This is a genomic window from Clostridium sp. UBA7503, assembly GCF_002477055.1.
GTDB classification, from domain to species: Bacteria; Bacillota; Clostridia; order Clostridiales; family Clostridiaceae; genus Clostridium_J; species Clostridium_J sulfidigenes.
On sequence record NZ_DLNT01000008.1, the window covers coordinates 23,938 to 46,274 of the forward strand.

Consider the following 22,337-nt stretch of genomic DNA (forward strand, 5'->3'; position numbering starts at 1 on the left):
ATTTCAAATAGAAAATAAGAAAACTATAAGTATATTTAATAAATTTTGACTATGGATAGTGCCTTTGCTATATTTATGTAGGTATATAAAATAGTAAAACTATATGGGGGGGAATTAATATGAGAAAAAAGGCATTATTATTAGCTATGAGCTTAATGTTAACTACTACTATTTCTTTGGTTGGTTGTGGTAAAAAAGAAGAAGTAAAACCAGAAACAAATTCTTCAAAAGGAGCTCAAGTTGAAGAAAAGGTTAGTTTTAAAGGTAAGTACATAGTAGATGTTTCATATGTAAAAGAAAGTTTAGAAAAAGAAAATCTACTTCTCATTGATGCAAGGGGTGAAGAAACTGCAAAAAAAGGAACTATTCAAGGAGCAATGGCTATGGCATGGCAGTCTATTGCTAAAGTTGAAGATAGCAAAGCTGGAGATGAGATGTGGGGTACTATTCTAGAACCAGAAGAGTTAAGTAAAAAGCTAAGTAACCTTGGTATTGATAAAGATAAAGAGATTATTATTTTTGCAGCGGCTAAAAATGGATGGGGCGATGACGGAAGAATTTTATGGGAGCTTGTAGCAGCAGGCTATGATAATGTTAAAATGGTTGATGGTGGATACGATGCTATGGTATCAGCAGGGTTACCAGTAGTAAAGGAGATTGCTACACCGGAGCTAGCAGGTGTAAAAATTGAGGCTATTGATGATACTCATTTAATTAACACTGATGCTTTAAAAAAAGAATATGAAAATGTAAAGGTAGTAGATGTTCGTGCTGATGAAGAGTATGAAGGAAAGACCTTGTATGGTGAGGCAAAAGGTGGTCATTTACCAGGGGCAATACACATTAAATACACAGATTTATTTAATGAAGAAGGAAATTTAAAGTCAAATGATGATTTAACAAAAATATTTGAAACATCAGGATTATCAAAAAGTGATAAGATAGTAACCTATTGCACAGCAGGTATTCGTTCTGCATATATGCAGTTAATTCTTGAAATGTGTGGATTTGAAAATTCTCTAAATTATGATGAATCATACTATAGATGGTGTGCGGTAGAGGAAGTTGAAAAATAATATCGTAAAGTTAATATTATAAAATAAAGTATTCTTTGATATCAAAGAATACTTTATTACAATAGAAAAATATTATATCTAATACAAGAAATAATACAAATTACTGAATAGCTTGGATATTATATATGATACAAAAAAGATAATAAGTAAATATGATTTTCTATGGATAAATACACATAGTTAAAGTAAGGAGTATGTTATGGAAAAGGAATTGACACACAAAAAAAGAAATTTAGGAAAAATTTTAATATTAATTATTATAGTATCACTAGGTTTATCATATTTTTTTATACCAACTTTCAATTCAAAAGTAAATGGTATCTTTATGTTATTCAGATCTATGAGTATTGAGTCTGTGGCTGGATATATAAGATCCTTTGGAATATATGCAGTATTAGTTTCATTTTTACTAATGGTATTTCAATCAGTGGCAGCACCCTTGCCTGCATTTCTAATAACCTTTGCCAATGCTGCTATTTTTGGATGGTGGCAGGGAGCTCTATTATCTTGGATTAGTTCTATGACAGGAGCAGCTTTATGTTTTTATATTGGAAGAATTCTTGGACGAGATGCTGTTGAAAAACTTACTAGTAAATATGCAATGGCAAGTGTGGACGGGTTCTTTGAAAAGTATGGTAAACATACAATTTTAGTATGTAGATTATTACCTTTTGTATCCTTTGACTTTATATCCTACGCAGCAGGACTAACATCTATGGGGTTTTTAGAATTTATAGTGGCTACAGGGATTGGACAATTACCAGCAACTGTTGTTTATTCCTATATAGGTGGTATGTTAACTGGTGGAGCTCAAATGATTATTACAGCATTATTAATACTTTTTGCAATAACTGTATTAGTATTTATGTTTAAACAGATATATAATGAGAAACAAAAGAAAAGTAAAAAATAAAATGCAGAGTTAAGATTCACTCTGCATTTTATAATAAAAATTATTTTTTTAATAATTCATCATATGGCCAACCTTTTTGGCCTTTTTCTAATATAAACATTCTCTTTGCATCTACACCTTTAGTTGTTAAGTAATCAATAGTGTTTTTAGCACCACCGCCACCACCTGGGCAAACAACTATTATTGGCTTATCTGTTTTATTAATTTCATCTAAGGTAACATCTATTTTAGATCTTAAATCATCAGTATCTGCTGGATAAGCATAAGTTGGAACAGTACCAACAATATGATGTGCATCGTAATCTTCTTTAGGTTGTATATCTATTAAATAAATATCATCTTTATTTTCAATAGCAGTTTTTAATTGTTCAGCAGTGTAATATTGATATTGCTTTTCTTCACCTTCTTTTGAAGTATCCTTTGATTTATTACATCCCATAAGCATAGTTGAGATAATTAAGCAAAGAGCAAGTATAAGAGTAAGTTTCTTTTTCATTTTATATCCCTCCATAGGTAAATTAATATATTTAAAATTGGTTTCTATTACGAAAATTATTATATATAGTATATATATTAAAATCAAATAGGAAAATTAAATTAAAAGTAATGGGTGTATTAGAGATAGCTATACTTATTGACAATAATTATTATTAAAGCTATACTTTTTTTGTTGAAATAAAAGGATATGGAATTAGGGGGGCAATAGTACCTCTTATTTTTATGTTTAGAAAGGTAGTGTTATAAGAAGATGGTTAAGGGGAAAATAAGCATAAAAACTCATCAACTTCTTAGTTTTAGTTCACTATTTATTGAGCTTTCACCAGGAGAAAATGTATTTTGGCCAGGGTGTGCTATTTTATCTATGGGAGAAGAAATAGTGATGAAAACCTATGAACTTTTAAAAACACAGATACCTGATTTAAAATTAAGTACTATGTGCTGTGGAAAACCATCACTTCATATAGATGGTGGAAAACCTTATGAGAAAAGAAAACAGTTTTTAAATAAGGCTTTTGAGAAAAATGGAGTAAAGAAAATTTATACTTTATGTCCTAATTGTCAAAATACTTTGGTTGAAAATAGCAATTGTGAAATAATATCAGCATGGACAGTTTTAGATGAGATAATCCCAAAAAATAAATATAATATATATAAAGGAAGAAAATTATCCTTACATGATCCTTGTCCAATAAGAGGTTATTTAGAGAATGCTGTTGCTGCAAGAAATATATTAAATAAACTAGGAGTAGATATATTAGAGTTCCCTAATAATAGGGATAGAACAATTTGTTGTGGGAAAAAAGATATGATTATGACTTTATATCCAGAAAAAGGTCAAAAGCTATTTGAAATTCGTGCAAAACAAGCACCATCCAAAGAAATAGTGACATACTGCAGTTCTTGTGTAGATACTTTTAGAAAAAATAGTTTTGAAGCATATCATATTTTAGAATTATTATGGGAAACAAAGGCTAATGGGTCTTGGAAGAATAGGTATAATTCTGTAAGGAAGAGTAAGAGGTAAGATTGATAATGTTAGATACAAGGGGAAGAAAATATTTTGATAGAATATTTGATAAAATCGGAAGAAGTTTTCTTAAAATCGGTTTCATGCCAACACATATAACTATTATTGCTGCTATTGTTGGAATTGTAGGAGCTGTTTCATTTTCCTTTGGTAAGTTTATTATATCAATAATTTTATTATGGATTTCTGGATTTTTAGATGCTGCAGATGGTTCTATGGCAAGACAAAGCGGTAAGGTTTCAGAGGTAGGTACATTATTAGATATATGGCTTGATAGATTAGTTGAAATTTCATATATAATATCCTTTGCTATAGTATGTAATGAGGCAACCTTTACCTTAATGATATTAGCTTGCACTATAATTTTATCTATGACGGTATTTTTGACTAGTGGAATGCTCTTAGAAAATACAGGTATAAAAAGTTTTCATTATCAAGTTGGATTAATGGAAAGAACTGAAGGGTTTATAATGTTTACCTTTATGATAATCTTTTATTCTCATATGAAAATATTAGCATTTATTTATGCCGTGTTAATTTTATATACAGCAGTACAAAGACTATATATGGCAATTAAAGTATTAGGAGGTAACAATGAAAAATAAGAAATTAAAATCAATACTTTTGATAATTCTTTCCATAATACTTGTTTTTGGACTTGTAGCCTGTGGTAAGAAAAATGATAAAGCTGAAGTGGTAAACTTATATGGATGGGGTGGAGATGAAAGAGTTAACACTTGGATTGATAAGGAATTGGCAGTTTATGCAAAAGAGAACTACAATATTACTTTAAATCGTATTCCTATGAATATTGATGAAATTTTACTGAAACTTACTAATGAAAAAAGCTCTACAGAAAAAGGGACTATTGATATTATATGGATAAATGGTGAAAATTTTCATTATGCTAAGGAAAATGAGCTTTTGTATGGACCTTTTTTAGATAAATTAGAAGATGCACAAAGGTATATAGACTTAGAAGGTGATGCTGCAAATAAGGATTTTGGGTATCCTACAGAAGGATATGAAGCGCCTTGGGGAACAGCTCAATTTGTATTAAATTATGATAGCGATAAGATAAATATACCACCGACTAATGCAGAAAAGTTAAAAGAGTATGTAACAAAGAATCCTGGTAGATTTACATATCCTCAGGCTAGTAATTTTACTGGCTCAGCCTTTGTTAGAACAGTACTTTATGATATTATTGGTTATGATAATCTGAAAGATTTACCAACAGATTATGATGCAGTTAAAGAAGCTATGGCACCTGCATTAGAATACCTTAAAGGGATTGAGCCTTATCTATGGAAAAAAGGGGAGGTTTACCCTACAGATTCTGCTCAACTAGATGGTTTATATCAAGATGGTGAAGTTGATATTGCCATGGATTACAATGCTAATAAAGCTTTAAGTAAAGTAATGGATAAAAGTTGGCCTGTGTCTACTAAATCCTTTGTATGGGATAAAGGAACTCCATTTAATACACATTATTTAGCCATTGCAGCTAATGCATCTAATGTAGATGGTGCACTAAAGGTAATTAATGCTGCCTTATCAGCTGAAATGCAAATATCTAAAGCAGACTTAAGGGGATGGGCTGATCTACCATCTGTTGGATATAATAAGTTAAATGAAGAACAACAGAAGGAGCTTGATATAAAGCTTACTCCAGATAAAGAGTATGAACATACAATTCTAAACTATGAAGAACTTTCAAAGCACCAACAAGCAGAATTAAGATCAGACTTAGTGGTAATTATAGAAAAGGTATGGGAGGACGTGATTCTTTTTGATAAATAATAAGCAGAGACAAAAGGTTATAGGTGGATTAATGATTATTCCATCTTTATCTGTGATAGTTGTAATTACTATGTTTGTTATTATCAATACCTTTATGGAAAGCTTAGGATATATTCCTGAGCTTTCCTTTAATAATTTTACATTTAAATATTATAAAGAGTTATTTTCAGATCCTGTTTTTTTAAATAGTTTATACTATAGTTTTAAAATATCCTTAGTATCTTCAGTAATTGCTACAGTTTTAGGTAGTTACCTAGGATATTACATATCAAAATCAAGGAATAAATTTATAAATGTTTTATATAGATTGCCAATTCTACTCTCCTATGTGGCAGCGGCAGTTCTTATATATACAACTTATAGTGATAAGGGCTTACTATTTCACATAATATCATTATTAGGATTTTCTAATATAAATATAAATTTAATTTTTAACTCCAAGGGAATAGCAGTAATACTTTTAAATATTTTTAAAGGTATGCCTTTCATAGCATTTAGTGTTGCTCCTATTTTTATGAAAGCAAATAAAAATTATAGGTTTATAGCACAGAACTTAGGATGTACAAAATTTCAGTATATGATAAAAATTCTTTTACCTTTAGCTAAGAGAGCTATATTTACTTCATTTTTAGTAATATTTAATTTTAATATGTTTACTTATGAAGGTTTTTACTATCTAGGACCATCAAACCCAATTTCTATAGGGGTTTATGCTTATAAAACCTACCTAAATGCAGATTTATCCAATAGAATATATGGAATGGCTATAAATATGATAATGATCACAATATCTTTAATATTATGTGTGCTTTATTATAAAATGATAAAGGATAATGGACAAGAGGAGGTAAGATAGTGAGAAGGTGGATTAAAAGTGTATTGATATTTTCTATACTTATATTTTTAGTACTTCCTATAATGTCTATGATGGTTTGGGCCTTTTTTAAAAATTGGAAAGCGACGGATATTTTACCTAATACTTTTACGCTAGATGGTTTTAAATACTTTTTTACATCAGGAGATTGGTTTATTGGAATAAAGTCTATTTTCTTTTCTATAGAAGTAGCATTAATATCTTTAGTTTTAAGTATCATGGCTGCAAGATTTTTTATAACTACCCATATAGAGTATAAAATCACATTGGAAAGCATTTTTTATTTACCTATGTTACTACCAGTAATAAGTATATGTTTAGGAAGTCATAAATTATTTCTAAACTATTTTACTTCTTGTAGTATTGCTGTTTTAGTGTTACATATTTATTTTTCCTTACCCTATGCATTTAAATTAATATATTCCTATTATACTGTTTGGGGTATAGGAGATGAGCTTACAGCTCGAGGATTGGGTGCATCTTTTTGGCAAGCGTTTAAATATGTGAATATACCACTATATGCTCAAGGGTATGCATCAAGTTTTTTTATGGCATTTATTATATCTTACTCTCAGTATTTCATAAATATGTTTATTGGAGATAATAGCCATGTTAACTTTTCTATGATTATGACGCCGTATATAGGAAATTCTAACAGAAATATAGCTTCGGTATATACATTAATGTATATACTCCATGGAGTAATAGTAATGATAATGAGTTCATATATAACAAAGAAGTACAGTAATGATAAATGTAGGGAGATGAGTTAAATATGAGTAAGATAGAGCTTAAAAACATATATTTTTCTATTGGTAATAAGGAAATTCTAAAAAATATTAATTTAACTATTGAAGATGGAGAGTTTTTCTCTATATTAGGTCCTAGTGGGGCAGGGAAGTCTACAATTTTTAAAACTATTACAGGAGTTATATTACCTAATGAGGGAGAGCTTAGATTAGATGGTGAGATTATTAACTATTTACCTATGGAAAAAAGAAATGTAGTAATGGTACACCAAGGAAATCAACTTTTTCCACATATGACTGTAAGAGAAAATGTAGAGTTTGGATTAAAAATGAGAAAGTTTCCAAGGAAATATATTGATGATAAGGTTAAATTTCTTGTTGAGTTTTTTAACATGAGTGAACATATGAAAAAGTACCCCCATCAACTTTCAGGGGGACAACAACAGTTAATATCATTAATGAGAGCTTTAGCTATAGACCCTAAGGTACTTTTGCTTGATGAGCCCTTTACAGGGTTAGATAATAATTTAAAGCATTATATAAAAGATTATATAATGAAGATACAAAGACAGCTTAGAATTACTACCATTATGATCACTCATGAAAAAGAAGATGCTTTTTCTATGAGTAGTAGAATAGCTTTTTTATTTAAAGGAAGAATAGCTTTAGTAGATAAAACAGAAAACTTAAATATATTAACTAATATACCTTGTATTGATGAATACTTAGGTGAAATTACTACTTTAGAGGATGGAAGGATTATTTTTTCTGATAGAATTATAAAGGTAAAAAATAAGGAATCAATTATTTAATTGATATCCTTATTTTTTATATTATATAGTTAAATGTTATGGGGAAATTTATATGAGATTTATTTTAAGAATTGGTTTTTCCTATCCTTTTTCCAAGGATTAAAGAGAAAATCGTCAGCAATATTAGAAGTATAATTGATACCATAAATGCTGGGTTATGGATATTCAAAGCTTGATTTCCAATGTTCAAAAATACTAATGTACCTGGAAGAATTCCAAGGATAGTAGCTAACATATAGGAACTGAACTTTATTGATGTTAATCCAGCACCATAATTAATTAAATTGTACGGCATGGCTGGTATTAACCTTAGAATAAATATAATTCCAAAGCCTCTTTTTTCATCTAAATTAAATAAGAAGCTGCTCCAGTTTTCAGGAAGCTTTCTTTGGAGTAAATTAGTAACAGCATCCTTTGCTAGGACTTTAGCCATTAAAAACATTATGGCACTATTTAAAACTGCTCCAATTAAGGTATATATGGTGCCAGGAAGAAATCCAAATAGAAGTCCTGCAGCAAGGGCTAAGATAGGTACAGGGAAAAAAGCGATTGGAAGTATAGTAAAACATAATATATAAATAAATGGTGCTAAGTAGCCAAAATCACCTATGTAATTTCTTAAAATCTCTGGAGTTAATCCTCTGAAAAATGCAAAATAGGTGATAACAAGTATTAAAAGGGTTATCATTGAAATTGTAAGTTTTTTATTTTTTTTCACAGTGTTGCCTCCTTATAGTGACTATATCTCCATAACATATAGTATATAAATTAACAGTGTAAGTCAATATATTGAAATTAGTATAGAGAATTTCTATAAGTAAAATGTAATGATTACTAAAATGTAGTAATTTAACTTTAATTTTAGTATAATTTAACTAACTGGTTGATATTTAAAGAAGAATATGATAATATACAACAAAATAGAAAGGGGTATGAGTTATGGACTTTAAAGCATTGCCAAAAATAGAATTACATTGTCACTTAGATGGAAGTGTTAGACCCAAAACTATATTAGATATAGCTACAAAAGAAAATATAGAAATACCAACTTATAATTTAGAACAATTGAGGGAATTATTAGAAGCTCCATTAGAGTGTAAATCACTAGTGGAATATTTAGATAGATTTAACATTCCAATAAAGATAATGCAGAGTAAGGAAAGTTTAAGAAGGATTACCTATGAACTTTTAGAAGATGCAGCTGAAGAAAATGTAAAGTATATAGAAATTAGGTATGCACCGACTTTACATACAGAAAAGGGATTAACATTAGAAGAAGTTATTGAAAGTGTATTAGATGGAATTAGACAAGGTGAAAAAGACTTTAATATAAAGGCTAATTTAATCTTATCTTGCTTAAGACATAATGGTGCAAATAGTGCATCTACAGTAGTTGAAGCAGGAAAGAAATTCTTAGGAAAAGGTGTAGTGGCTATAGATCTTTGTGGAGCAGAAAATGAAGGCTTTGCTAAGGCGTTTGTAGATGTAATAAAGGTAGCTAGAGAATATGGCTATAGAGTTACTATACATGCAGGAGAAACAGGTATAGGAGTAAATGTGGTAGATGCTATAAAACTACTTAAAGCAGAGAGAATAGGTCATGGAGTAGCAATAAGAGACCTTAAGGAAGCATATGACTTAGTTAAAGAAAATAATGTAACCTTAGAAATGTGTCCGACTAGTAATATGCAAACAAAAGCTGTGAAAAATTATGAAGAACACCCATTGTTTAAATTCTATAAAGATGGCATAAGAGTTTCATTTAATACTGATAATAGAACTGTTTCTGCTACTAATGTAACTGGTGAGTGTGAAAGTATAGGTAAGATTGTAAATATGACCTATGAAGACTATAAAAAGATATACATGGATTCTGTAGATGCTGCATTTACTACAGAAGAAGTTAAAGGATATTTAAAAACTTTAACATAATGGATTGGATTTATAATTACTATATTAAATAGCTATAATCTTAGTATTTTAAGATTATAGCTATTTATATTTTAATTTCTAGGTTTAAAAGTAGATTTAAATATAATAATTACTATTAATATAAAAACAGAGGTTAAGGCTATAGTACCTCCAGGAGCACAATTTAGTATATATGAAAAAACAAGGCCTAAGATTATATCTATGAACCCAAAAAGGATAGATAGTAATAAAGTAGGTTTAAAGCCTTTATCTAGTTGAAGAGCGGTAGCTACAGGTAGTGCAATCATTGATGACATTACAAGAATACCCATTATACGTATAGAGACAGAAATGGTAGCTCCAACAAGTAAAGAAAATATATAGTTTACTGCTTTTACATTTATACCAGAAATTTTAGCGCCTTCTTCATCAAAGGTAGTATAAAGAAGCTTATCATATAAAAAGTATATAACCACAATAGATATACAACTAAGAATAACCATAATAATTAAGTCTGCTTTAGTAACGGTTAGTATGCTTCCAAATAAATAGCTATTGACGTTTCCGGAAGCTTTTCCAGTGCTTATAAGAGTAATTCCTATACCAACACTAAAGGTTAGAACTATAGAAAGAATAAGTTCTGCATATTTTTTGTAGTAGTCTCTAAGAAATTCTATAGATAAACCACATATGGTTGTAAATATAAATGCACATATTATTGGATTAAATCCCATTACTAAGCCTATAGCAACACCGGCAAAGGCAGAGTGGGCCAAGGTATCACCCATCATGGAATGTCTTTTAAGCACTAAGAATACTCCTACAATAGGACATAGTATGGATATGAATATGGCTGCTAAAAAGGCATTTTGCATAAACTCATATTGAAACATTAGAAATCCTCCTTATGTACTCTTCAGATGTATATAGAGTTCCAAATCCATTCTCCATGGTAAGGATATGGGATGAATTTTGAAGAGCTGTTTCTAAGTTATGCTCTACAGATATAACGGTAACTCCATTCTTTTTATTTAAAGAGGCTATAAGCCCATATATTTCTTTCATGCTTTTACTATCAACTCCAGTGGAAGGTTCATCGAGAATTAATATGTCTTCATTAGCTAATATAGCTCTTGCAATAAAAATCTTTTGTTTTTGACCTCCAGATAAGTTTCCAATAAGAGAATTTTTATACTCAAGCATACCCACTTTATTTAGAGCTTCAGTGATTGATTCTTTATCTTTAATTTTAAGAACATTCCTATGAGCATTAAGCATTTCCCAAACGGTTATAGGAAAAGAACTATTAAAACTTTCCACTATTTGAGGAACATATCCAATTTTTTTAGAGGTTAAATTAATACTTCCCTTTTGAGGAGTAAGTAGATTTAAAATTAACTTTATTAAGGTACTTTTACAACTACCATTAGCACCAATTATGGATACATAACTTTCTTTATCTATGTTTAGCGAAAGATTATCAATAATATAGGGCTTAGAATTATTATATGAAAAACATAGGTCTTTAATTTTGATCATTAGTGTTGCTCCTTTCTACAATTATAAGTCTAGCCATAATTTTACATATTATAGCTATGGTTTAAATAAAATAAAATAAAAATTATGTAAGAATGAATGAATTTTTATTAATGTGACAATATTTAAAAATGTAATATATGCAAATTATTAACACTGACCTATTACAGAATAGTTATAGGTCAGTGTTGATAATAACATTGAATATGATATAATTATACTACTTATGAAAATCATTTTCAATTGAAGGAGAGAAAATTATGAAGAAATTAAAGGTTTTAGGAGCGTTAACTTTGATAGTGGTTATGTTGACAGCATGTTCTAATAGAGAGGTAAAGAATAATGAAGAAAAGGATAATACGATAAATATTGTTACTTCCTTTTATGGTATGAAGGCTTTAACTGAGGAGATAGGTGGAGATAAGGTTAGCATAGAAAATGTTATTCCGGAAGGTAGTGAACCTCATGACTTTGACATTAAGGCTAAGGATATGAAGGCCATAGAAGAGGCTGATATATTCATTTATAATGGAGCTGGTATGGAATCGTGGATTGAGGATGTAGAAGCAGCTATAAGTGGGAAAGAACTAATAGTTGTGGAAGCTAGCAAAGATGTGGACCTTATTAATGCTGATGAAGAAGCTGAAGAACATGGGGAACATAATCATTCAGGAAAGGATCCTCATACTTGGCTTGGATTAAATGAAGCAAAGATTCAAGGTAAAAATATTAAAAATGCTTTGGTAGAAAAGGATGCTAAAAATAAAGAGTATTATGAAGAAAACCTTAAGAAGTTTAATGAAAAAATAGATAGCATAATTAAGGAGTATGGTCCAAAGTTCAAAGAACTAGATAATAAAAATTTTGTCACAGGTCATGCAACCTTTGGGTATTTATGTAGAGATTTTGGCCTTATACAAAAGAGTATAGAGGGAGTTTTTGCAGAAGGAGAACCATCACCAAAGGAATTGCAAAATCTTATAGAATACTGTAAAGAGAATAATATAAAAACTATTTTTGTTGAAAAATTAATTAGTACTCAACTTTCAGATACTTTAGCTAAAGAAGTGGGAGCACAGACTAAACAAATTTATACTCTACATAGTAACGAGGACGGAAAATCTTTTTCCAATGCTTTAAAATACAATGTAGAAACTATATACGGTGCTATGAATAATAAATAATTATATAATGTAAAAGAAGGCGTGTACTTTATAGTATACGCCTATAATTTTCCATGAAAATCAAATTTAATGATGGTTGTAAATATAGGACTATAGTATATAATAATTATATAATTTATGAATAACGGTTGAAAGGATTAAAAAACTATGGGAAAAAAGATTAGTACATGTAAGTGTAATGAGGGACAGGAAAAATTAGTAGAGGAATTAAAAAAAGTTATTGATGATGAGAATGAAATAACAGAAAATATGTGTATAGGTGCATGTAATTTATGCAGTCATAAATATATTGCTAGGGTAGATGGAGTACTTGTGGAGAATGAGAGTTTAGAAGAGGTTTTAAATTCTATTAAGGAAGAAGTTCATAGAATTTAATTTTGAAAATAAATTATCAATAAAAATAATTAAATTTTAAAAAAATGCATATAATATTATCACTTCTGATATATCACTATTGATAATATACTCAATACTGATATATAATGATAATAGAACAGATGTAGGAGTGATAAATATGGAAAAAATAGCTTTAATTACTGACAGTGCTAGTGATATTACTAAGGATATAGTAGATAAGTATAATGTAAGGGTATTGCCTTTTAAGATAATATATAGGGATAAGGAGTATAGTGATGGAGTAGATATTACATCTAAATATGTGTATGATACTTTGGAAACTAATGCACCAACCACTTCATTACCATCCATGAGAGATATGGAGGAAATGTATGATGAATTAAAAAAAGAAGGATATACTCACGCAATAGTAGTGACAATTTCTTCAAAACTATCAGGGTTTAATAATGCCATTAAACTAATATCAGAGGATCATCCTGAGATTAAGACTTATGTTCATGATTCTAAGTCTATATCTAAGGGAGAAACTATACTTATTGAAGAGTCAGCAGAAATGATTAAACAAGGAAAAAGTTTTGATGAAATAATATCAGAACTTCCTAAAATAACTGAGAGAATAAATATATACTTTGTTATAGGAACCTTAGAATACCTTATAAGAGGAGGAAGAATTGGAAAGGTAGCTGGAACTATAGCTCAATTTTTAAATCTCAAACCAATTGTAAGTGTAGATAAGGAAGGAGAGTATTATACTTATGCAAAGGTTAGAGGAAGAAAACAATCTTTGAATAAAATTTATGATGTTGTAGTATCAAAATTAAATGATAAAAAATATGATATTCATATAATGCATGGTGAAGCAGAGGCAGAGGCTATGACATTGCTAGATAAATTTAAAGCTCATAAAAATGCTAACTTCGTAAATTTCGGAGGTTATCTAAGTCCAGTATCAGGTGTTCATTCAGGACCAGGATTCATAGGAGTACTTATCTATGAAAAGGAGTAGGTTGATATGGTGGAGGATGAATTAGGGAGAGATTTAAATGATATAAAAGCTGAAGAAAAGAAGCTTTATGAAGAATATAAAAGAAAATTACAAGAACTTAGAAAGGTAAAAACAGAAAATGAAGCAGTAGGCCAAGTGTTTACTAAAGGATTANNATATACACATTATATATATTGGTTCAGGGGCCTACTAATGGAAATGATATATCTCATCAAATAGGAAAGCGTACTAATGGATCTTGGATACCTAGTACGGGTGGAATATATCCAATGCTTAAAAAACTGGAGAAACAAGGATTTATTGAAGGTAGTTGGGATGAAGAAAAAAAGTCTCAGAAGATATATAAGATTACAAATAAAGGAATTCAAGAGTTTGAACATAAAAAAAAGTTATTAAAGTCAAAGATAGAAGAGGCGCTAGAAGTATTTAAGATAATAAAAAAAGATTTATATGATTAAAAAGTTCCATAAGCTTATTAGCTTATGGAACTTTTTCATTAGTAACATAGTGAATCTATTTTAATATATAAAAGTTTCGTATTTCGAATTGAATATATTTAAATAAAAGGTAATTTATTGTATAATATATATGTAGTATAAATTTAATTATTTCTAAAATTATAGGGGAGATTTATAATTTAGGGGGGAATATGGATAAAATTAAAGAACTATTAAAGTATGCAAAGCAATATAAGAAACGATATTTTATAGGGATATTTTTTCTTATACTAGTAGACTTTTTACAGCTTGTTCCACCAAAAATTCTAGGTTTTTTAACAGATAGTTTTGCCTTAGGAAGTGCTAATAAAAATACTTTAGTCAAATCTATAGTATATATATTAGCTATAGCATCTGTTATAGCTATTGGAAGATTTATGTGGAGAATATATGTAAATGGTACTTCAAGAAAAATAGAGTACGATATAAGAAGTAAATTTTTTAAGCATCTACAAGGATTATCTTCTAATTTTTACAATGAAAGAAAAACTGGAGATCTAATGGCTTTAGCAACAAATAATTTGAATGCTGTAAGAATGGCACTAGGTCCTGGCGTTATCATGTTTTTTGATGCAGTAGTATTGACTATTGCCACTATTATTATAATGCTAACTATTAATGTACCACTTACCTTGTTATCATTAATCCCACTTCCTTTTGTAGCATTTATATCTCAAAAATTTGGTAAAAGAATACACAGAAAATTCACAAAGGTACAAAGATGTTTTTCAAAACTTACAGATATAGTTCAAGAAAATTTTTCTGGGATTAGAATAGTTAAATCTTTTGTTCAAGAGGAAAGGGAATATGAAAAGTTCATAGAAGAAAATGATAAAAATTTTCAAATAAATATGGAGTTTATAAGAATTTGGGGAATATTCTTTCCTTTGATAGAATTTATTTCATCCTTAAGCTTTGCATTACTAATAGTAGTGGGGGGAACTTTTGTAGTTTTAGGGAAAATATCTCTTGGGGACTTTGTGACCTTTAACATGTATCTTGGAAACTTAGTTTGGCCAATGATGGCTATAGGACAAGTAATTAATAATTTACAAAGAGGATTTGCATCCCTTGAAAGAATAGAAGAAGTCTTAAATACAAAACCTGATATAGTGGATTGTTGTACATCATATGTGGATAAATTACAAGGTGATATAGTTATAAAGGATTTAACTTTTAGCTACAATAACACAACAACATCAGCTCTTAAAAATATAAACTTAAGAGTAAAGCAAGGAGAAACTCTTGGGATTGTGGGTAAGACTGGAAGTAGTAAAAGTACTCTTATAAGTTTATTGCTTAAACTCTATAATGTGGAAGATGAAAAGATTTTTATAGGAGATAAAGATATAAATAGAATATCTTTAAATAGTCTTAGAACTAATATTGGGTTTGTATCACAGGATTCTTTTTTGTTTTCCACTAGCTTAGCTGAAAATATAGGACTTGTATTTCATGAAGTAGATATTGAAAAAATACATGATGCAACTAAAAAGGCAGATATTTATGATAATATAATAGATTTTCCAAAGAAGTTTGAAACTATAGTGGGAGAAAGAGGAACTACTCTTTCAGGAGGTCAAAAACAAAGATGTTCTATAGCTAGAGCTCTTATTAAAGATCCTGATATTCTAATTTTAGATGATTGTTTATCAGCAGTAGATGCAAAAACTGAGGCTATAATTCTTGAGAATTTAAAAGGTGTAATGAAGAAGAAAACTTCTATTATAGTATCTCATAGAATTTCAGCAATTAAAGATGCTCATAATATAATAGTTCTAGAACAAGGAGAAATTGTTCAAGAAGGAACACATGAAGAACTTAAAAATATGCCAGGAATTTATAAAGATATATATGAAAAACAACAGATTGAGCAAGAAATTATGGAAGAGGAGGAGATATAATTATGGAAGACTTTAATCAGGAAGATGAAGTATTAGATAAGCAATATGACTCCCTTTTGATGAAAAGGCTCTTAAAATTTGTATTTCCATATACAGGCTTAATGGGAATAGTAGTAATTATAATGTTTTTAGTGGTGTGCTTAGATTTGTTTGTTCCCTTCATAATAAAAAATGTTATAGATAATAATATTAATCCTTTAAGTGGAAAATATTCTATTATAGAAAAAGCTGAAAATAGTTCCATAGTCATAGGAGATAAATATGTAGTAAGGGGAGAAAGAGATGGATCAATAAGAGCTTCAATAGTATATAATGGGAATAATGAGCCCTATGTTATAGAGGGTGAACCAAGGAAAAACAAAGCCTATGAAATATCAGGTGAAAAGTTTTTTCAAGATAACAATGAATTTAAAGCTCATAAAATAACCATAAAAGATATAAAAGTATTAAGAACTAATGATTTAGATTTGATAAAGTGGAGTGCTGTTAAAATATTGCTAATTTATATAGTAATATTTATACTAAATTATATTCAAATTTATTTGTTACAGTATACTGGACAAAGGATTGTATATAATATAAGAGCTTCAATATTTAAGCATGTAGAGAGTTTATCATTATCTTTCTTTGATAAGAGTCCAGTGGGAAGATTAGTAACTAGAATCACAAATGATGTAGAAACCTTAAATGAAATGTACACATCTGTTTTAGTATATTTAATCAAAGATTTATTTCTTGTTAGTGGCATTGTAATTGCTATGTTTCTATTAGATATAAAATTAGGAATAGTATCAATTATAACCCTTCCATTAGTAGTTGCTTTAACCTTTATATTTAGAAAATATGATAGAGAAGCTTATAGGAAAGTAAGAACTAGATTATCTAGAATTAACTCTAATTTGTCTGAAAATATAAGTGGTATGAAGACTGTACAGATATTTGGAGTTGAAAGTAAGAAGTATAGTGAATTTGATGAAATTAATACATCATATTCCACTGCTGCAATGGAGCAAATTAAAGTATTCGCTATATTTAGACCACTTATGGATATGACTTATCAATTAGCTCTATGCATATTAATTTGGGTTGGTGGTACAGCAGTCCTAAATTTAACATTAGAATTTGGAGTGTTATATGCATTTGTAATATATATACAAAAATTATTCCAACCAATATTTGATTTATCTGAAAAATTTGATATACTTCAGTCTTCTATGGCATCTTCAGAGCGTATATTTATGTTATTAGATAATGATTCTATAATTAAAAACCCACAGGAGCCTAAATATATAGGACGTGCCCAAGGGGATATTGAATTTAAAAATGTTTGGTTTGCCTACAATGATGAAGATTGGGTATTAAAAGATGTATGCTTTAGAATTAGAAAAGGTGAAACGGTAGCCTTTGTTGGAGCAACGGGAGCAGGAAAAGCCTCAATAATAAGTCTCATAACTAGACTTTATGATATTCAAAAGGGTGAAATCCTAATAGATGGAATTAATATTAAAGAAATGTTTAAGGACGAACTTAGAAAAAATGTAGCTACAGTGCTTCAAGATGTATTTCTATTTGCTGGTGATATAAAAGGAAATGTAAGATTAAATAATGAGAATATAACAGATGAAGAGATTGTAAAAGCATGTAAATATGTAAACGCAAATATATTTATTGAAAAGTTACCAGATAAATATAATGCTGAGGTTAATGAGAGAGGAACAACCTTTTCTCAAGGCGAGAGACAACTGATTGCATTTGCTAGAGCATTAGCTTTTAACCCACCAATTTTAGTTTTAGATGAAGCTACAGCTAACATAGATACTGAAACAGAAAGTTTAATTCAAGATGCTCTAAATAAATTAACTAAAGGACGAACTACTATAGTAGTAGCACATAGATTGTCAACTATTAAAAATGCAGATAAAATTATTGTAATGCACAGGGGTAGGATACGTGAAATTGGAAGTCATTCAGAACTATTAGAGCAAAAAGGGCTTTATAGTAATTTGTATAAATTACAATATGCAGGACAATAATTAAAGTAGTCAAATAAAAATTAAACGCAAAGGCTAGCTTGTGGCTAGCTTTTACGTTAATGTGTAAAGATTAATTAATAAAGATTTAGAGACTAAAGAAGTAAAATTTATATATTTAAATAACTTATTCCATCTAAAGGAATTAACATCTGTGGTGTTGGGAAATTATTAACTAAACCAATCAAATAAAGAGTATAGTATTTATCTGATTTTAGATTTATATTAGGAACATATAACATATCAATATCTGTATTAGCTAATTTTAATAACATAGTATATCTACCAATAGGTAGTTCAATATAATTTCTTATGTCCTTAAAGTTTACATTTTTATAAAGTACAGTACCATTAGAAAGAACTACATCTACAGGTGGAATATTTTCAATAAACTGAGCAATTCTAATTTTAGCTTTGCCGTCAGTTGTAGATGTTAATGGAGTCTCATCCACAGGGTATAAGCTTAACATTCTTCTTTGCATGTAAGCTACAATAGTAGTTACACTTTTGGGTGCTATAAAAATATCTACATCTGCCAAGGGAAAATCAGTACTATTAGCTCTATATACCTTTATGTTATAAGTTCCGGAAGGAAGTTTAATATAGTTTGTAAAATCTCTATATTCAAGATCAGGTATTGTTAGTTTATCATTTACATAAATATCTACATTAGGGGCTCTAGCTGCAAGGTGAGCAACTCTAACATAGGCTGACATATTATCTTCAGAATTGATCATGTCATCTACTCTTGTAGGAATATTAAAGGGAACATTAATATATTGCATTATATACCTCATATAAAAATATTATCAAATATAGTATATGAAATATAATTAGGTAATGTTACAAGAGGGGATTCAATATAAAATCTAGTATACAATTATCCATAAATACCTTTATAATTACATACTAGATTTTTATTGGGTTTTTATTAATTAAAACATATCTTTTTTTCTAAGATAATAGGTAACGGCTAAAGTTATTAATCCTACAATTATACACATATACAGAAATCCATCAGAGGCATTGAAAAAAGGTATTCCACCTACATTCATACCTAAAAGACCTGATATTAAAGTTGGAATAGAAATAACTATAGTTACAGATGTTAAGTATTTCATAACTTGGTTCTGATTATTAGAAATTATAGAAGCAAACACATCCATAGTACCAGTGAGGACATCACTATATATACTACACATTTCTATAGCTTGACGATTTTCTATCATAACATCATCTAAAATATCTCTATCCTCATCATATTTTGTAAGGATTTCCTGCTTTAAAAGTTTTTCTAAGGTTAAATCATTAGATTTCAAAGATGTAGAGAAATATACTAAGGATTTTTGAAGAGCAAATAATTGAATTAATTCTCTATTTTTTAAAGATTTATAAAGGGTTTTTTCAACCAAAAGACTCTTTCTATTTATTTGTCTTAGGTATAATAAATAGTAATTTGATGCTCTATATAATATTTGAAGCATAAATCTGACTTTCTTAAAAGTATAAAATGAATAGATTTTTTCAATGGTAAAATCTGATAATACAGGACTGTTTTTAAGACATACGGTTATAATTACGCTTTCAGTGTATATTATTGCTAATGGATATGTATCGTAAGTTAATGAATTATCATCCATTTCAGTGAATGGAATATCTATAATTACAAGAGTAGCATTATTCTCAAATTCTATTCTTGAACCCTCTTCTTCATCTAAGGCAGCTCTTATAAAATCTTGAGGAATGTTAAGTTTTTGTGTAATTAGAAGAACTTCTTCATCGGATGGATTAATCATACTAATCCAAGAGCCATGTTCTATAGAATCGATTTCTGTGAGACGGCCCGAGGTATCACTTTTAAATATTGTAATCAATGTTATCACCTCATATAATAAAACTCATGAATATATTTTAACACTATATTTCTAATTGACAACTGTATATTTAAAAGTAATAATTATTATAGTACAAATAATTTAATTTATAATCATAATTTTGAAAAGTTAGAATTATAATATTAATATTAATGTTTTTATTGAAAATATAAATTTATGATAATATTAAATTATTGTATTTGTAGGAGGTCTTTTATGGCAATAGAAGAATTGCTATTCATAGCCTTAGCAGTTTCATTAGACGCTTTTGGTGTTGCAATAGCTATTGGCTTAAACAGGGGGGCTAAGGCAAGACAAAAGTTTTCTTTTGCAATTTCTTTTGGTTTTTTCCAATTTTTGTTTTCTATTTTAGGAGGATTTGGTGGTAAAATATTTACAGAGAATATTGCTTCCGTCCCTGCAGTTATGGGGGGAATAGTAATTGCAATAGTTGGTATACTTATGATAAAGGAAGGTATGATAGAAAAAGAAGAAAGTATTGTCATAACCTTTAAAATGTACTTCATTTTAGGGATATCTGTGAGTATTGATGCAATAGTAATTGGATTTATTGCTTTCTCAAGGATAGAAAGTATGGTAACCTTAACACTCTTTACTGCTATTGTTGGTATGATAACATTTTTTATGAGTATATTAGCATTTATAATAGCAAAGTATCTAAGAAAAATCCATATATTAAGAAAATATGCTGATTACATTGGAGGCATAATTTTGATATTATTTGGATTAAAGATGATTTTCTTTTAAGGAAAGGATGATTAAAATGATAGAAACATTAAAAAACTTAAAAAGCTTTGAGGCAATCAAATTTTTTAAAGAGATGAATGAAATACCAAGAGGTTCAGGAAATGAAAAGGCTATTAGCGATTGGTTAGTTAAGTTTGCCAAGGACAGAAATTTAGAAGTTATACAAGACAAAGCACTAAATGTTATTATTAAGAAGCCAGCTACTAGTGGTTATGAAAATGCTCCAACAGTGATTTTACAAGGACATATGGATATGGTTTGTGAAAAAAATCAAGGAACTGAACATGACTTTGAAAAGGATGCAATAGAATTTATTATTGACGATGACTTTATAAAGGCTAATGGAACTACATTAGGGGCGGATAATGGTATTGCGGTAGCTTATGCTCTTGCAATTCTTGATAATAGAACAATAGCTCACCCTCCTATAGAAGTATTAATTACTACTGAAGAAGAAACAGGAATGGGTGGAGCTACAAATTTAAACCCAGAACATTTAAATGGAAGAATATTAATAAATATAGACTCTGAAGAAGAAGGAGTACTATTAGTAAGTTGTGCAGGGGGAGTTAGACTTAGATTCTCTGTGCCAACAAATTATGAGAATATAGAAGGAAACTATAGTTCATTAGCTATTAAAATAAGAGGACTTAAAGGCGGACACTCTGGTATGGAAATTAAGAAAGAAAGAGGAAATGCCAATAAAATGATGGGTAGATTCTTAATGGATCTTAATTCAGTTGTAGACTTTAAACTAGCATCTTTAAATGGAGGAGCTAAAATGAATGCTATTCCAAGAGAAGCAGATGCTATTATAGCTGTAAGACCAGAAGATGTAATTAAAGTTGAAGAAAAAATAAAAGAATGGTCATCTATATTTATAAATGAATTACAAGGTATAGATGATGATTTGAAATTAACTTATGAAGTTACTAATCCTGTAGATAAAGTATTCTGCGATGATACTAGACAGAAAGTAATAAGAACATTATTCTTAATACCAAATGGAGTTCAAACTATGAGTATGTCAATACCAGGGTTAGTACAAAGTTCTACCAATGTAGGTGTGGTAACTACTACTAGTGAATCTGTGGAATTTGACAATGCAGTTAGAAGTTCAGTAGCTTCTTTAAAAAAATCAATTGTAGATAGAATTACAGTACTTGCAGAAATAATGAATTGTGTTATAGAACTTGAATCAGATTATCCTGAGTGGCAGTATAATGCAGATTCTAAAATTAGAACTATATTTGAACAAGTTTACGAAAATAAATTTGGTAATAAAGCAGAAATATCTGCAATTCATGCAGGACTTGAATGTGGATTAATTGGAGATAAATTTAATGGGAATATAGATCAGATTTCCTTTGGGCCAAATATTTTTGATGTTCACACACCAGATGAGCATGTAAGTATTTCTTCACTAGATAGAATGTATGATTACTTATTAAGTGTATTAGCAGAAATAAGATAGGAAGAACAAATGCTCCCCTTAAGGTAACGATAAATATTATC

The 22,337-nt window shown here is 29.1% G+C and carries 22 protein-coding genes and 1 pseudogene; 17 read left to right on the forward strand and 6 right to left on the reverse strand.

Annotated elements, in window-relative coordinates; all coding sequences use genetic code 11:
* Positions 1 to 119: 119 nt before the first annotated feature.
* Both B3630_RS01650 and B3630_RS01655 read left to right on the forward strand, forming a co-directional pair.
* Positions 120 to 1,076 carry a sulfurtransferase gene (locus tag B3630_RS01650; RefSeq protein ID WP_346894937.1) on the forward strand — a complete coding sequence of 319 codons (957 nt, stop codon included), beginning with the start codon at positions 120 to 122 and terminating at the stop codon, positions 1,074 to 1,076.
* A 199-nt stretch (positions 1,077 to 1,275) separates the two neighbouring features.
* Positions 1,276 to 1,989, forward strand: coding sequence for a TVP38/TMEM64 family protein (locus B3630_RS01655; protein WP_346894939.1), 714 nt, complete (start codon positions 1,276 to 1,278; stop codon positions 1,987 to 1,989).
* A gap of 40 nt (positions 1,990 to 2,029) precedes the next feature.
* Here the strand turns inward: B3630_RS01655 and B3630_RS01660 are convergent, their stop codons facing one another.
* Positions 2,030 to 2,485, reverse strand: coding sequence for a rhodanese-like domain-containing protein (locus tag B3630_RS01660; RefSeq protein ID WP_346894941.1), 456 nt, complete (start codon positions 2,483 to 2,485; stop codon positions 2,030 to 2,032).
* A gap of 252 nt (positions 2,486 to 2,737) precedes the next feature.
* Between B3630_RS01660 and B3630_RS01665 the strand changes: the two genes are divergently transcribed.
* Genes B3630_RS01665 through B3630_RS01690 form a run of 6 tightly spaced genes read left to right on the forward strand, consistent with a single transcriptional unit; the run spans position 2,738 to position 7,755 of the window.
* Complete coding sequence (locus B3630_RS01665) at positions 2,738 to 3,514, forward strand: (Fe-S)-binding protein (RefSeq protein WP_035135565.1); 777 nt, start codon at positions 2,738 to 2,740, stop codon at positions 3,512 to 3,514.
* 8 nt (positions 3,515 to 3,522) lie between these two features.
* Positions 3,523 to 4,122 (forward strand): CDP-alcohol phosphatidyltransferase family protein, encoded by a 600-nt coding sequence (locus B3630_RS01670; protein ID WP_346894943.1) that lies wholly within the window; start codon positions 3,523 to 3,525, stop codon positions 4,120 to 4,122.
* A complete protein-coding gene (locus tag B3630_RS01675) occupies positions 4,112 to 5,320 on the forward strand; it encodes an ABC transporter substrate-binding protein (RefSeq protein WP_346894945.1) in 1,209 nt (402 codons plus the stop codon). The genes B3630_RS01670 and B3630_RS01675 overlap by 11 nt, the downstream gene beginning before the upstream one ends.
* On the forward strand, positions 5,310 to 6,176 hold the full coding sequence (locus tag B3630_RS01680) for an ABC transporter permease (RefSeq protein WP_346894947.1): 867 nt from the start codon (positions 5,310 to 5,312) through the stop codon (positions 6,174 to 6,176). The genes B3630_RS01675 and B3630_RS01680 overlap by 11 nt, the downstream gene beginning before the upstream one ends.
* Entirely contained in the window at positions 6,176 to 6,967 is a 792-nt protein-coding gene (locus B3630_RS01685; RefSeq protein ID WP_346894949.1) for an ABC transporter permease, read from the forward strand. The genes B3630_RS01680 and B3630_RS01685 overlap by 1 nt, the downstream gene beginning before the upstream one ends.
* Before the next feature lie 2 nt (positions 6,968 to 6,969).
* Positions 6,970 to 7,755 (forward strand): ABC transporter ATP-binding protein, encoded by a 786-nt coding sequence (locus B3630_RS01690; protein ID WP_346894951.1) that lies wholly within the window; start codon positions 6,970 to 6,972, stop codon positions 7,753 to 7,755.
* 64 nt (positions 7,756 to 7,819) lie between these two features.
* On the opposite strand, the gene B3630_RS01695 is transcribed toward B3630_RS01690, so the two are convergent.
* Positions 7,820 to 8,473 (reverse strand): TVP38/TMEM64 family protein, encoded by a 654-nt coding sequence (locus tag B3630_RS01695; RefSeq protein WP_346894953.1) that lies wholly within the window; start codon positions 8,471 to 8,473, stop codon positions 7,820 to 7,822.
* A gap of 221 nt (positions 8,474 to 8,694) precedes the next feature.
* Between B3630_RS01695 and add the strand changes: the two genes are divergently transcribed.
* The gene (gene add / locus B3630_RS01700) at positions 8,695 to 9,687 is read left to right on the forward strand and encodes an adenosine deaminase (RefSeq protein ID WP_346894955.1); all 993 of its coding nucleotides are present in this window, start codon (positions 8,695 to 8,697) and stop codon (positions 9,685 to 9,687) included.
* A 71-nt stretch (positions 9,688 to 9,758) separates the two neighbouring features.
* Here add and B3630_RS01705 read toward each other — a convergent pair whose 3' ends face one another.
* On the reverse strand, positions 9,759 to 10,559 hold the full coding sequence (locus tag B3630_RS01705; RefSeq protein ID WP_346894957.1) for a metal ABC transporter permease: 801 nt from the start codon (positions 10,557 to 10,559) through the stop codon (positions 9,759 to 9,761).
* The gene (locus B3630_RS01710; RefSeq protein WP_346894959.1) at positions 10,546 to 11,205 is read right to left on the reverse strand and encodes a metal ABC transporter ATP-binding protein; all 660 of its coding nucleotides are present in this window, start codon (positions 11,203 to 11,205) and stop codon (positions 10,546 to 10,548) included. Before B3630_RS01710 ends, B3630_RS01705 begins: the two co-directional genes overlap by 14 nt.
* Before the next feature lie 257 nt (positions 11,206 to 11,462).
* On the opposite strand from B3630_RS01710, the gene B3630_RS01715 reads away from it, so the two are divergent.
* The 6 genes and pseudogenes from B3630_RS01715 (at position 11,463) to B3630_RS01740 (ending at position 18,183) form a co-directional block, all read left to right on the forward strand.
* Positions 11,463 to 12,386, forward strand: coding sequence for a metal ABC transporter solute-binding protein, Zn/Mn family (locus B3630_RS01715; RefSeq protein WP_346894961.1), 924 nt, complete (start codon positions 11,463 to 11,465; stop codon positions 12,384 to 12,386).
* A gap of 147 nt (positions 12,387 to 12,533) precedes the next feature.
* Complete coding sequence (locus tag B3630_RS01720) at positions 12,534 to 12,761, forward strand: DUF1450 domain-containing protein (protein WP_346894963.1); 228 nt, start codon at positions 12,534 to 12,536, stop codon at positions 12,759 to 12,761.
* 139 nt (positions 12,762 to 12,900) lie between these two features.
* A complete protein-coding gene (locus B3630_RS01725) occupies positions 12,901 to 13,749 on the forward strand; it encodes a DegV family protein (protein WP_346894965.1) in 849 nt (282 codons plus the stop codon).
* Between the two features lie 6 nt (positions 13,750 to 13,755).
* Positions 13,756 to 14,207, forward strand: a pseudogene (locus tag B3630_RS01730) (PadR family transcriptional regulator).
* A gap of 191 nt (positions 14,208 to 14,398) precedes the next feature.
* On the forward strand, positions 14,399 to 16,150 hold the full coding sequence (locus B3630_RS01735) for an ABC transporter ATP-binding protein (protein WP_346894967.1): 1,752 nt from the start codon (positions 14,399 to 14,401) through the stop codon (positions 16,148 to 16,150).
* A 2-nt stretch (positions 16,151 to 16,152) separates the two neighbouring features.
* Entirely contained in the window at positions 16,153 to 18,183 is a 2,031-nt protein-coding gene (locus tag B3630_RS01740; protein ID WP_346894969.1) for an ABC transporter ATP-binding protein, read from the forward strand.
* A gap of 107 nt (positions 18,184 to 18,290) precedes the next feature.
* Here the strand turns inward: B3630_RS01740 and B3630_RS01745 are convergent, their stop codons facing one another.
* Both B3630_RS01745 and B3630_RS01750 read right to left on the reverse strand, forming a co-directional pair.
* Positions 18,291 to 18,965, reverse strand: coding sequence for a DUF4397 domain-containing protein (locus tag B3630_RS01745; RefSeq protein WP_346894971.1), 675 nt, complete (start codon positions 18,963 to 18,965; stop codon positions 18,291 to 18,293).
* 150 nt (positions 18,966 to 19,115) lie between these two features.
* A complete protein-coding gene (locus B3630_RS01750) occupies positions 19,116 to 20,054 on the reverse strand; it encodes a magnesium transporter CorA family protein (protein ID WP_346894973.1) in 939 nt (312 codons plus the stop codon).
* A 216-nt stretch (positions 20,055 to 20,270) separates the two neighbouring features.
* On the opposite strand from B3630_RS01750, the gene B3630_RS01755 reads away from it, so the two are divergent.
* Positions 20,271 to 20,822, forward strand: coding sequence for a manganese efflux pump MntP family protein (locus tag B3630_RS01755; protein WP_346894975.1), 552 nt, complete (start codon positions 20,271 to 20,273; stop codon positions 20,820 to 20,822).
* Between the two features lie 19 nt (positions 20,823 to 20,841).
* Positions 20,842 to 22,296 carry an aminoacyl-histidine dipeptidase gene (locus B3630_RS01760; RefSeq protein ID WP_414632988.1) on the forward strand — a complete coding sequence of 485 codons (1,455 nt, stop codon included), beginning with the start codon at positions 20,842 to 20,844 and terminating at the stop codon, positions 22,294 to 22,296.
* The last annotated feature ends 41 nt before the right edge of the window (positions 22,297 to 22,337 follow it).

What these genes read in the sequence shown, in the direction of transcription:
- B3630_RS01650 (WP_346894937.1), top strand. Translation starts at nt 120, where the DNA reads ATGAGAAAAAAGGCATTATTATTAGCTATGAGCTTAATGTTAACTACT.
- B3630_RS01655 (WP_346894939.1), top strand. Translation starts at nt 1,276, where the DNA reads ATGGAAAAGGAATTGACACACAAAAAAAGAAATTTAGGAAAAATTTTA.
- B3630_RS01660 (WP_346894941.1), bottom strand. Translation starts at nt 2,485, where the DNA reads ATGAAAAAGAAACTTACTCTTATACTTGCTCTTTGCTTAATTATCTCA.
- B3630_RS01665 (WP_035135565.1), top strand. Translation starts at nt 2,738, where the DNA reads ATGGTTAAGGGGAAAATAAGCATAAAAACTCATCAACTTCTTAGTTTT.
- B3630_RS01670 (WP_346894943.1), top strand. Translation starts at nt 3,523, where the DNA reads ATGTTAGATACAAGGGGAAGAAAATATTTTGATAGAATATTTGATAAA.
- B3630_RS01675 (WP_346894945.1), top strand. Translation starts at nt 4,112, where the DNA reads ATGAAAAATAAGAAATTAAAATCAATACTTTTGATAATTCTTTCCATA.
- B3630_RS01690 (WP_346894951.1), top strand. Translation starts at nt 6,970, where the DNA reads ATGAGTAAGATAGAGCTTAAAAACATATATTTTTCTATTGGTAATAAG.
- add (WP_346894955.1), top strand. Translation starts at nt 8,695, where the DNA reads ATGGACTTTAAAGCATTGCCAAAAATAGAATTACATTGTCACTTAGAT.
- B3630_RS01705 (WP_346894957.1), bottom strand. Translation starts at nt 10,559, where the DNA reads ATGTTTCAATATGAGTTTATGCAAAATGCCTTTTTAGCAGCCATATTC.
- B3630_RS01710 (WP_346894959.1), bottom strand. Translation starts at nt 11,205, where the DNA reads ATGATCAAAATTAAAGACCTATGTTTTTCATATAATAATTCTAAGCCC.
- B3630_RS01715 (WP_346894961.1), top strand. Translation starts at nt 11,463, where the DNA reads ATGAAGAAATTAAAGGTTTTAGGAGCGTTAACTTTGATAGTGGTTATG.
- B3630_RS01720 (WP_346894963.1), top strand. Translation starts at nt 12,534, where the DNA reads ATGGGAAAAAAGATTAGTACATGTAAGTGTAATGAGGGACAGGAAAAA.
- B3630_RS01725 (WP_346894965.1), top strand. Translation starts at nt 12,901, where the DNA reads ATGGAAAAAATAGCTTTAATTACTGACAGTGCTAGTGATATTACTAAG.
- B3630_RS01735 (WP_346894967.1), top strand. Translation starts at nt 14,399, where the DNA reads ATGGATAAAATTAAAGAACTATTAAAGTATGCAAAGCAATATAAGAAA.
- B3630_RS01740 (WP_346894969.1), top strand. Translation starts at nt 16,153, where the DNA reads ATGGAAGACTTTAATCAGGAAGATGAAGTATTAGATAAGCAATATGAC.
- B3630_RS01745 (WP_346894971.1), bottom strand. Translation starts at nt 18,965, where the DNA reads ATGCAATATATTAATGTTCCCTTTAATATTCCTACAAGAGTAGATGAC.
- B3630_RS01755 (WP_346894975.1), top strand. Translation starts at nt 20,271, where the DNA reads ATGGCAATAGAAGAATTGCTATTCATAGCCTTAGCAGTTTCATTAGAC.